Genomic DNA, 10208 nt, shown 5'->3' with positions numbered 1-10208 from the left:
TAGCCCGCGGCGAGGGCGCGGACCGGCGCGGATCGTCCCGGGCCGGCGAGGCCCGTCGGGCCGAGCGCGCCGGCGACCCGCGCGTGCGGAGCCGCCTCGCGCGCGACCCGCACCGCCGCCGCGGCGAGCGCCTCGACGCGGACGGGATCGAGGCGCGCGGCGAGCCTCGGCGCCGCCAGGTTGAAGGTGCAGGTGAGGAGGAGACCGGCCCCGGCCGCGGCGTGCTCCGCGTGGACGTCGCGGACGACCCCGGGACGCGCGAGGAGCCACTCCTCCGGGAGCGCCTCCGGAGGGAGCCCGCGCGCGATGAGCGCCGTCCCCAGGGCACCGTCGAGGAGCAGCCGCGGGCCGAGCATCAGCGCGTCCCCCGGGGTGGGACGGGGATCACAGCGCGACCTCCTCGAGGTGGCGCGGCACGTGCGCCGGCCAGCCGAGCGCGTCCATCCGCGCCTTCGAGGCGGCGAGCGCGGCGGCCTCGCCGTGCACGAGGAAGGTCCGCCGCGGCTTCGAGGGGAACGTCGCGAGCCAGCGCGAGAGCTCCGCCTCGTCGGCGTGCGCCGAGAAGCCGCTGATCGTGGCCACCCGCGCCCTCACCGGCACGTCCTCGCCGTGGATCCGGACGGTCTGCGCGCCGCTCTGGAGCGTGGCGCCGCGCGTCCCGGCCGCCTGGAAGCCGACGAGCAGGACGGTGGTCCGCGGATCGGGCAGCCGGTGCGCGAGGTGGTGGAGCACGCGCCCGCCGGTCGCCATGCCCGAGGCGGACAGGATGATGCACGGGCCCTGCACGTCGTTCAGCGCCTTCGACTGATCGGGGCTCCGGCAGAAGGTGAGCTTCGCCGGCCGGAGCGGCTCCTCGCCGGCCGCCATGAGCCTCGTCATCTCGTCGTCGTGCTCGTCGCGGTGCGCGAGGAAGAACGGCGTCGCGTCGAGCGCCATCGGCGAGTCCACGAAGACGGGGAGGGCCGGGATCTCGCCGCGCTTCTCGAGCGCGCGGAGCGTGAACAGCACCTCCTGGGTGCGGCCGATCGCGAAGGCCGGAATCACGATGGCCCCGCCCGCGTGCACGGAGCGCCGGATCTCCTCCGCCAGGGCCGCCGCGGCGGGGACCTCCGGGTGGCGCTTGCCGCCGTAGGTGCTCTCGAGGACGAGCGCGGCGGCGGCGGCGCCCGGCTCCGGGTCGGGCAGGATCGGCGCGCCGTAGCGGCCGAGATCGCCGCTGAAGAGGAGCCTCAGGGGCCGGGGGCCATCCAGGACGAGCTCCGCGAGGGCGCTGCCGAGGATGTGGCCCGCGCGGCGGAAGCGGAGGCGAACGCCCGGGACGACCTCGCGCAGCTCTCCGTAGCGGAGGGGCGAGAGGACGGGGAGCGCGGCCAGCGCGTCGGCCTCCGAGTAGAGCGGCGCCGCATTCGGGGCGTGCTTCGAGTAACCCTTTCGGTTCGCGTAGCGCGCCTCCTCCTCCTGCAGCCGGCCCGAGTCGGGCAGCAGGAGGCCTGCGAGGTCGCGCGTCGCGGGCGTGCAATGCGCGAGGCCGCGGAAGCCGTCGCGGACGAGCTGCGGCAAGGCCCCGGTGTGGTCGAGGTGCGCGTGGGTGAGGACCACCGCGTCGATCGAGCCCGGCGGCACCGGCCAGGGCGCGCGGTTCCTGAGCCGCAGCTCCTTCTGCCCCTGGAACAGGCCCGCGTCGACGAGGACCCGCGCCGAGCCGGACTCGACGAGGAAGCGCGAGCCGGTCACCGTACCCGCCGCGCCGAGGAACCGGATGGACGCCATGGTGTGCCGATTCTACAATTCATGAGGGTCGGCGAGGTGCGCCGCCTGCCGGAGCGGGCGGTCGCGCCCGCCGCGTCGTTCCGACGAGTTCAGGCGAGCGCCGTCCGACGGCCTCGAGGCGAACGGGGACACAAGCGATGCGCCGGAAGATCCGGGTCGTCGGGGCGATGATCGAGCAGGACGGGAAGTACCTCATCACCCAGCGCCCGCCCCGCGCGTCGTTGCCGCTCCTGTGGGAGTTTCCCGGCGGACGCGTCGAGGCGGGGGAGACGGACCCCGCGGCGCTCGCGCGCGAGCTGCGCGAGGAGATGGCGATCGGCGTCGAGGTCGGCGATCGCGTGATCCACGTCGAGCACGCGTACGAGAGCTACGACATCGACTTCTGCGTCTACCGCTGCCGGCTCGTGAGCGGGCCCATCCAGAACCTGCGCGTCCACGCCCACCGGTGGGTGCGCCCCGACGAGCTCGATCAGTACGAGTTCCCCGCGGCGGACGAGAAGACCATCGCGAAGCTGCTCGGGCTGTGACGCCAGGGGCGTCCACCGGATCGTAGCGCGGCGCGCCAGCCCGCGCCGCGGAAGCGCCCGTCTTTCGGCCACGCGCCCGCCTGGCAAGACCCTGCCGGTCTGCTGCCCTCGCCCGACCTCGGTTCGGTGCGCTCCATCGTGAGGCGGCGGATTGCCCGCTCCCCCGACATGCACAGATTCCCTGCGAAGGGGGCGGGAGGCCCAGTGCCAGCGGACGACAAGAAGCCACACGGACAGCGGGGCGAGCGAGGCTCGCGCCAGGGACCGCAGACACGCGTGCCGCTCGCCTCGCCGGCGGCGTGGCTCGTGCTCATCGCGCTGGCGGTGTTCCTCTTCCGCGCGTTCCAGGACGTCGGCGTGCGGCGCATCCCGTACTCGCAGTTCAAGGACATGGTGCGCCAGAGCAGCTTCGAGCGCGTCGTGATCGGGCCGGACTGGGTGCGCGGCATCCCGAAGCCGGTGGAGGGCGGCGCCGCCGACGGCGACAAGAGCGACAAGGGTGGTCAGGCGCTCCCGTACGTCGCGACGCGCATCCCCGGCGGCGACGACGAGCTCGTCCCGGCCATCGAGAAGGCCGGCGTGCCGTACGACGCGGTCGCCGGCGGCGGCATGGGCGACCTGTTCTGGGTCTGGGTCGCGCCCATCGCGCTCGGGCTCCTGTTCTGGGCGTGGATCATGCGGCGCATGTCCGGACAGATGGGCCAGGGGCCGCCGGGCGTCATGGCGTTCGGCAAGACGCGCGCGCGCGTCCACATGGAGCCGGACACCGGCATCACCTTCCAGGACGTGGCCGGCATCGACGAGGCGGTCGAGGAGCTCCAGGAGATCGTCGAGTTCCTGAAGACGCCGGAGAAGTACCGGCGGCTCGGCGGCCGGATCCCGAAGGGCGTGCTGCTCGTCGGACCCCCGGGGACCGGCAAGACGCTCCTCGCGCGCGCCACCGCGGGCGAGGCGGGCGTGCCGTTCTTCTCGCTCTCGGGCTCCGAGTTCGTCGAGATGTTCGTGGGCGTCGGCGCCGCCCGCGTGCGCGACCTCTTCGCGCAGGCGACGCAGAAGGCGCCTTGCATCGTGTTCATCGACGAGCTCGACGCGCTCGGCAAGTCGCGCAACTCGGGCGTCGTCGGCGGCCACGACGAGCGCGAGCAGACGCTGAACCAGCTCCTCGCGGAGATGGACGGGTTCGACGCCCGCGCCGGGCTCATCATCATGGGCGCGACGAACCGGCCCGAGATCCTCGACCCGGCGCTGATGCGGCCGGGCCGCTTCGACCGGCAGGTCCTCGTGGACCGCCCGGACAAGCGCGGCCGCGAGAAGATCCTCCAGATCCACGCGAAGAACGTGAAGCTCGGCGCCGACGTGGACCTCCGCTCGGTCGCGGCGCGGACGCCGGGCTTCGCGGGCGCCGACCTCGCGAACGTCGTGAACGAGGCGGCGCTCCTCGCCGCGCGGCGCAACAAGAGCGCGGTCACGCGCTCGGAGTTCGAGGAGGCGATCGAGCGCGTCGTCGCCGGGCTCGAGAAGAAGAGCCGGCGCATCAACGAGCGCGAGAAGGAGATCGTCGCGTTCCACGAGGCCGGGCACGCGCTCGTCTCCTGGATGCTGCCCTACGCGGACCGGGTGACGAAGGTCTCCATCATCCCGCGCGGCCTCGGCGCGCTCGGGTACACGCTCCAGCTGCCCATCGAGGATCGCTACCTCCTCACGCTATCCGAGCTGCGAGACCGCATGGCGGGGCTCATGGGCGGCCGCGTCGCGGAGGAGGAGGTGTTCGGCGAGCCGTCCACCGGCGCCTCCAACGACCTCCAGCAGGCGACCGGGCTCGCCCGCATGATGGTCAAGGACTACGGCATGAGCCCAGCGCTCGGGCCGATCGCGCTCAACGAGGAGCGCGCGCCGTCCTTCCTCGGCAAGGGGTTCGAGCCGCGTACGTACTCGGAGCAGACGGCGCTCGAGGTGGACCGCGAGGTGCAGTCCCTCGTCGTGGAGGCGCACGGGCGCGCGCAGGAGGCGATCCGCCACCACCGCGAGAAGCTCGACGCCATGGCCGCGCGGCTCCTCACGGCGGAGGTGGTCGAGGAGGAGGAGATGACGCGGCTGTGGGGCCCGAAGGTCTCCCGGCCCGGCACCATCCACGGCCCCGGCCACGCGGAGGCGCCGCCCGAGAACCCCTCGCGGCCGGTGGCGATGGCGGAGGAGCACCGCGACTCCTGGCAGGGGCCGCAGGCGGTGGCTCGCACGGCACCCGGGGACGGAGAGTGAAGCACGCGTCCGAGAGCCACGAGGCGCGCAAGGTCCTCTTCCAGACCGGCATCCGGCGGGGACACCTGTCGCTCCAGGAGATCGATCGGGCGCTCCCCCACGGCAGCCTGTCCCCGGCGGAGCGCTGGTTGCTGTTCTACAGCCTGCGCGCCGCGGGCGTGGAGATCCGCGACGCGCGTGGCGAGGCCCTCGACGAGCTGCCCGGAGACCCGCCGCCGCCCTGAGCCCGCGCCGAACGGCGCGCCGTCCCGATCGAATGAGCCCCCGGCGCGTCCGCGCGCAGGCGGGGCTCTACGCGTTTGACAGCCCTGGACGTGTGGTTACGTTCGCGGCCGGAGGTAACGACAAGGCATGTCCGATGAACGTCGCGGTGCGCCCGGCGCGGAGGGTGGCGAGCCGCAGGTGAAGGTCGTCGACAGGCGGCGGTTCCGCAGCGACGGCGCGCCGGTGGAGGAGGGCGGGTCCGAGGGGACCGGGGGCGCGCAGGCGGCTCCGGAGGCGGAGGCCGGCGCGGACCCGCGCGACGCGCAGCTCGCCGCCCAGCAGACCCGGATCGACGAGCTGTCGCGCGCGTACGCGTCGCTCGTCGAGGACAACAAGGCCTTCCGGCAGCGCCTCGAGCGCGAGCGCACGCGCCTCCTGGAGGCCGAGCGCGCCAACGTGGTGCAGGCGCTCCTCGAGGCGGCCGACGATCTCGAGCGAGCGCTGGCGGCGGTGAGCGCCGGCGAGGTGCAGGGGGACGCCCTGCGGAACCTCGCGGAGGGCGTGCGCATCTCGCTGGTCTCGCTGCACAAGCGGATCGCCGAGCTCGGCGCGCAGAAGATCCCCGTGCAAGGCCAGCCCTTCGATCCCCACGTCGCCGAGGCCATCGACGTCATCCCCGTGGCGGACGCGGCGCAGGACGGCGTCGTGCTGCACGAGATCCGGCCGGGGTATCGCATCGGCGACCGCGTCCTTCGCCCCGCGCGGGTGCGGGTGGGGCGTCTCGCGCAGGCGTAGCATCTCGCGCGGTTCCGCTCCGGCCGCGGCGTGGCGGGAATAGATCTCCACGCCGGGCGTCTTTCGGCCGGATCAACTTTCCCAGGAGTGCAGCATGCGCCGCATCTTCCGTCGAAGCCTCAGCGTCACGTTCATCGCGGCCCTGCTCGCGTGCTCGCAGGATGGCCGCGCCGCGACCGAGCCCCAGCGTTCCGCAGCGGCACCGGCCGGTGGGGGGGCGCCGCTGTACGTCGACGCCGCGCAGCAGTCCCCACAGCAGTCCGCGCAGCAGCAGGCGCAGATCGCCGTTCCTTCTCAGGGCTCGGTGGCGCCGCTCATCGAGAAGGTGCAGGGCGCGGTCGTGAACATCTCGACCACCACCGTCATGAAGCACCCGCCCGTCCGCGGGATGCCTCAGTCGCCGCACGGCCGCGGGCAGGCCCCGGGCGGCCGCGGCGGCGCGCCCGGGCAGGGCGGCGGCGACGACCAGGAGTTCCAGGACTTCTTCGACCGGTTCTTCGGCGGCCGCCCCGCGCCGCAGATGCCCGAGGAGTTCCGCGGCTCGTCGCTCGGCTCGGGCTTCCTCATCAGCCCGGAGGGCTTCATCCTCACGAACAACCACGTCGTCCAGGACGCCACGGACATCCTCGTCCGGCTGACCGACGGCGGCGAGTTCAAGGCCGAGACGGTCGGGCGGGACCCGGCCACCGACGTGGCGCTCATCAAGCTCGTGAACCCGCCGAAGAACCTCCCCACGGTCGTGCTCGGCGACTCCGACGCGATCCGGCAGGGCGACTTCGTGCTCGCGCTCGGCAGCCCCTTCGGCCTGCGCAACACCGCCACGCTCGGCATCATCTCGGCGAAGCACCGCGGCCGCGAGGTGAACCCCACCGGCACGTACGACGACTTCCTCCAGACCGACGCCGCCATCAACTCCGGCAACTCGGGCGGCCCGCTCTTCAACCTCAAGGGCGAGGTGGTCGGCATCAACACGGCCATCGTGTCGCCGCAGCTCGGCTCGGGCGTCGGCTTCGCGGTCCCGATCAACCTCGCGAAGTCGATCCTCCCGCAGCTCCGCGAGAAGGGGAAGGTGACGCGCGGCTACGCGGGCGTGTCGATCACGGACCTGAGCCGCGACCTCGCGCAGGGCTTCGGGCTGCCGCCCGATCAGAAGGGCGCGCTCGTGCAGGCCGTCGTGCCGCGCGGCCCCGCCGCCAAGGCCGGCGTCCAGCCGGGCGACGTCATCGTCGCGGTGAACGGGAAGCCGGTGGCCTCGGGCAGCGATCTCACGCGCACCGTCGCCCTGGTCGCGCCGGGCAGCAAGGTGGACCTCACGGTGCTCCGCGGCGGGCAGAAGAAGCAGGTGAGCTTCGCCGTCGCGCAGCGTCCGGACGACGAGGAGGCGATCGCGCGCGGCGACACGGGCGAGGAGGAGCCGAAGGGCGACAAGAGCCCGAAGCTCGGCGTGACGCTCGGCGATCTGACGCCGCAGATCGCGCGCCAGGTCGGGGTCGAGCCGGGCGACGGCGTGCTGGTCCGCGACGTGGTGGCGAGCGGTCCGGCCGCGCGCGCCGGCATCGAACCCGGCATGATCATCGTCGAGCTGAACCGGAAGCCGGTGAAGACGGTCCAGGACGTCGCGCAGGCGATCGCCAGGATGAAGGACGGCGAGGTCGCGCTCCTGCGCGTGCGCCGCGGCCAGGACCTCGTCTACGTGGCCGTCCCGGTCGGCGGACGGCAGTAGCCTGGGCCTCGCAGAAGAGCAGAGGGCCGTCCCGGTCGGCGGGGCGGCCCTCTGCAGCAGCTTTCGCGCGGCGGCTACAGCACGCGCGAGGCGATCTCGTTGCCGGTGCGCGCGTCCATGACGCGGATGGCCACGAAGCGGGCGGCGACGCCCTCCATCTGCCCGCCCTCGCCGCGCCGCGGCAGCTTCCAGGTCCGCTCGGGCTTGAAGACGATCTCGAGCTCGATGGCGCCGGTGCGGAACGGCCCCTGGAACTCCATGTCCATCACGCCCGGCGGGAGCTTTCCGCGGATGGGGATGAGGTTCACGAGGGGGTGGCCGGAGGCGTCCTGCCGCGCCGGCGCGCCGTGGGTGAGGGCGAGCCCGCCGCCGTCCACGAAGGGCGTCACGAGCAGCACGAAGCCGTCGCCCTGCAGCTCGGCGCGGACCAGCGTCGCCGCGTCGGTGACACGAACGGTGAACGTCTTGCCGGCGACGGACCGGCGCGCCGCGAGCACATTCGCCTCGCAGGCCGCGCGCGTGTAGATGTCGGTGCAGTGGCCGACGTAGCGCGCGAGGAAGGGCTCGAGCGCGTCGAGGCGCTCCGCGCTCGTCGCGACGGCGTCGAAGCGCTCGCCCGCTCGGACGGCAGCAGGGGTGGAGGCGAGGAGCAGTACCGCGACCCAGAGAAGACGCATGTGATGGAGTCCGTTCGAATCGGGCAGGTCGCCCGGGCGGGTGCCTCGAGTCTAGCGTGGCGCCCTCCGGCCTGTAGGAAAGTTAATCCTTCGGCGTGCGGCAGGAGCGCCCATGAAGGCGCAGGTCGCTTTTTTGACCACATTCGCACACCGCCCTAGCCTGCGGTCTCAGGCAGGAGGCGGACGACATGCTGAACAGCCGCAAGGACGGGCGGACGACGGCGCCGGTGGAACGTCGCGCGACGCCGCGCCTCGACAAGGTCTTCCGCGTCTACCTCGAGGGCGAGCGCGGGATGGGGCTCGGGATCGCCCGGAACATCTCCGAGGGCGGCATGTTCGTCGAGACCCGCGTCCCGCACCCCATCGGCTCCCAGGTCCGCGTCACGTTCCCCGCCGAGTCGGGCGAGATGACCGCCGTGGCGGAGGTCCGCTACGTCTGCCACCTCATCGGCCGAACGCCCGCCGCCGACCGCGGCCCGCTCGCGCTTCGCGGCATGGGCGTGCGGTTCCTCTACTTCGAGGACGACGCGGTCTCCGCCGCGCTCCAGTGATCCCGCTTCACCCGCCGTGTCGCCTGCGTCGCGCCGCCCGCCGGGGCCGCGTGCCATCGTGGGTGGCTCGCCGGCACGCCTCCCCGGCCCGCGGTAGAACAGCCCCGTGACGACGCTCGCGATCGAGACGGAGGGGCTCACGCGCCTGTTCCACGGGCGGGCCGCCGTGGAGGGGCTCGCGCTCGCCGTGCCGGAGGGCGCGTTCTACGGGTTCCTCGGTCCGAACGGCGCGGGGAAGAGCACGACCATCAAGATGCTCACCGGCCTGCTCGCCCCCACCTCCGGGCGGGCGCGCGTGCTCGGGACGGACCTCGCCGTCGATCCGCTCTCCGTGAAGGGTCGCGTCGGCGTCGTGCCGGACGGCCTCGCGCTCTTCGAGCGCCTCTCCGGCGCGGAGCAGCTCCGCATCCACGGGCAGCTCTACGGGCTCGAGCGCCGCGAGGCCGGACGGCGCGCCGACGAGCTCCTCGGCGCGCTCGAGCTCGCGGACGACGCCGGGAAGCTCGTCTCCGAGTACAGCCACGGGATGCGGAAGAAGCTCGCGCTCGGCTGCGCCCTCATCCACGGGCCCCGGCTGCTCTTCCTCGACGAGCCGTTCGAGGGCATCGACGCGGTCGCCGTGAGCGGGATCCGGCGCCTCCTCCAGGACCTCGTCGCCCGGCGCGCCCTGACGATCTTCCTCACGAGCCACGTGCTCGAGGTGGTGGAGCGGATCGTCACGCACGTGGGGATCATCCGGGAGGGCCGCCTCGCGGCGCAGGGCACGCTCGCGGAGGTCCGCGGCGCCCTCACGCTCGAGGAGGTGTTCATCCGCACCGTCGGAGACGAGCGCGGCGAGGTGCGCGGCCTCTCCTGGCTCGGCGAGGGCGCGTGAGCGCGGGGGAGGGGGGACGCGCGCCCGCGCCGCCGGGCGCGCTCGGCACCCTGCGCGCGCTCGCGGAGCTCCGCTGGCTCCTGCTCCTGCGCCGGCTGCGGCGCCCCGGCGGCGTGCCGGAGGTCGTCGCGCGCGTCGCGCTCTATGTCGTCGCCGTGCCGGCCGGGCTCGCCTTCGCGGCGCTCACCGGGATCGGCACGTACCAGGCGGTGCGCGCGGGGCGGGGGCTGCAGGCGACCGTGCCGATCGCGGCCCTCTTCTTCGGCGTCTGGCAGACCTGGACGGTGGTGTCGCTCTCGATCTCGGAGCGCGACGCGCTCGACCTGCGCCGCTTCCTCGTCTACCCCATCTCGCCGGCGCAGGCGTTCGGCCACGGGCTCGCGGCGTCCGTTGCGGGCGATCCGTTCGCGGCGTTCTGGTGCCTGCTCCTCGCCGGCGCGTTCGGCGGCGCCGCGGTGGCGCGTCCCGGCGCCTGGCTCGCGCTGCTCGCCGTCGTGCTCGCCGCCTTCGTCGTGGCCACCGTCGCGCTCGTCGCGCTCCTCCAGGAGCTCCTCGCGCGGCTGCTCCGCGGCCGGCGCGCCCGGGAGATCCTGGTCGCGGCGGTCTACGTCGGCGTGGGGGTGCTCCTCGCCTGGACCGCCGGCCATCCCGGCGCGCTGCTCCGCATGCTGCGCGGCGCCCGCGCGCTCCGCTGGCTCGCGTACCCCGCCGCGCTCGCGGAGGCCGGCGCCGGGGAGCTCTACGCGGGCCGCGTGCTCGCGGCGCTGCCCTGGGCCGCGGCGCTCGTCCTGGCCGGCGGCGCGACCGCCTGGGCCGCTTACCGGCTCG

The 10208-nt window shown here is 74.0% G+C and carries 10 protein-coding genes and 1 pseudogene; 8 read left to right on the top strand and 3 right to left on the bottom strand.

Annotated features, from left to right (window positions below; translation table 11 throughout):
• The coding region (locus MNZ29_RS22365; protein ID WP_242356799.1) for a homocysteine S-methyltransferase family protein at positions 1-356 on the bottom strand (356 nt) is incomplete at its 3' end.
• Positions 357-384: 28 nt separating this feature from the next.
• A complete protein-coding gene (locus tag MNZ29_RS22360) occupies positions 385-1770 on the bottom strand; it encodes an MBL fold metallo-hydrolase RNA specificity domain-containing protein (RefSeq protein WP_242356797.1) in 1386 nt (461 codons plus the stop codon).
• 137 nt (positions 1771-1907) lie between these two features.
• On the opposite strand from MNZ29_RS22360, the gene MNZ29_RS22355 reads away from it, so the two are divergent.
• From MNZ29_RS22355 to MNZ29_RS22335, 5 genes are all read left to right on the top strand, one after another.
• On the top strand, positions 1908-2297 hold the full coding sequence (locus MNZ29_RS22355) for a (deoxy)nucleoside triphosphate pyrophosphohydrolase (RefSeq protein WP_242339980.1): 390 nt from the start codon (positions 1908-1910) through the stop codon (positions 2295-2297).
• 204 nt (positions 2298-2501) lie between these two features.
• Positions 2502-4556: an ATP-dependent zinc metalloprotease FtsH gene (gene ftsH, locus MNZ29_RS22350; RefSeq protein WP_242356795.1), complete on the top strand. Its 2055-nt coding sequence runs from the start codon at positions 2502-2504 to the stop codon at positions 4554-4556.
• Positions 4553-4780 carry a hypothetical protein gene (locus MNZ29_RS22345; RefSeq protein WP_242339982.1) on the top strand — a complete coding sequence of 76 codons (228 nt, stop codon included), beginning with the start codon at positions 4553-4555 and terminating at the stop codon, positions 4778-4780. Before ftsH ends, MNZ29_RS22345 begins: the two co-directional genes overlap by 4 nt.
• A 127-nt stretch (positions 4781-4907) precedes the next feature.
• Positions 4908-5555 carry a nucleotide exchange factor GrpE gene (locus tag MNZ29_RS22340; protein WP_242339984.1) on the top strand — a complete coding sequence of 216 codons (648 nt, stop codon included), beginning with the start codon at positions 4908-4910 and terminating at the stop codon, positions 5553-5555.
• A 94-nt stretch (positions 5556-5649) separates the two neighbouring features.
• Entirely contained in the window at positions 5650-7278 is a 1629-nt protein-coding gene (locus MNZ29_RS22335; protein WP_242356793.1) for a Do family serine endopeptidase, read from the top strand.
• 74 nt (positions 7279-7352) lie between these two features.
• Here MNZ29_RS22335 and MNZ29_RS22330 read toward each other — a convergent pair whose 3' ends face one another.
• Positions 7353-7955: a DUF6066 family protein gene (locus tag MNZ29_RS22330; RefSeq protein ID WP_242339987.1), complete on the bottom strand. Its 603-nt coding sequence runs from the start codon at positions 7953-7955 to the stop codon at positions 7353-7355.
• A gap of 188 nt (positions 7956-8143) precedes the next feature.
• Between MNZ29_RS22330 and MNZ29_RS22325 the strand changes: the two genes are divergently transcribed.
• From MNZ29_RS22325 to MNZ29_RS22315, 3 genes and pseudogenes are all read left to right on the top strand, one after another.
• Positions 8144-8506, top strand: coding sequence for a PilZ domain-containing protein (locus tag MNZ29_RS22325; protein ID WP_242339988.1), 363 nt, complete (start codon positions 8144-8146; stop codon positions 8504-8506).
• 106 nt (positions 8507-8612) lie between these two features.
• Positions 8613-9380: an ABC transporter ATP-binding protein gene (locus tag MNZ29_RS22320; RefSeq protein WP_242356791.1), complete on the top strand. Its 768-nt coding sequence runs from the start codon at positions 8613-8615 to the stop codon at positions 9378-9380.
• Positions 9377-10208 (top strand): annotated as a pseudogene (locus MNZ29_RS22315) (hypothetical protein); the annotation flags it as partial. The gene MNZ29_RS22320 and the pseudogene MNZ29_RS22315, both read left to right, overlap by 4 nt.

This window comes from Anaeromyxobacter sp. SG64 (genome assembly GCF_022690745.1).
GTDB lineage: Bacteria > Myxococcota > Myxococcia > Myxococcales > Anaeromyxobacteraceae > Anaeromyxobacter > Anaeromyxobacter soli.
This window is presented reverse-complemented; position numbering and strand designations above follow the sequence as displayed.

What these genes read in the sequence shown, in the direction of transcription:
- MNZ29_RS22360 (WP_242356797.1), bottom strand. Translation starts at nt 1,770, where the DNA reads ATGGCGTCCATCCGGTTCCTCGGCGCGGCGGGTACGGTGACCGGCTCG.
- MNZ29_RS22355 (WP_242339980.1), top strand. Translation starts at nt 1,908, where the DNA reads ATGCGCCGGAAGATCCGGGTCGTCGGGGCGATGATCGAGCAGGACGGG.
- MNZ29_RS22340 (WP_242339984.1), top strand. Translation starts at nt 4,908, where the DNA reads ATGTCCGATGAACGTCGCGGTGCGCCCGGCGCGGAGGGTGGCGAGCCG.
- MNZ29_RS22335 (WP_242356793.1), top strand. Translation starts at nt 5,650, where the DNA reads ATGCGCCGCATCTTCCGTCGAAGCCTCAGCGTCACGTTCATCGCGGCC.
- MNZ29_RS22330 (WP_242339987.1), bottom strand. Translation starts at nt 7,955, where the DNA reads ATGCGTCTTCTCTGGGTCGCGGTACTGCTCCTCGCCTCCACCCCTGCT.
- MNZ29_RS22325 (WP_242339988.1), top strand. Translation starts at nt 8,144, where the DNA reads ATGCTGAACAGCCGCAAGGACGGGCGGACGACGGCGCCGGTGGAACGT.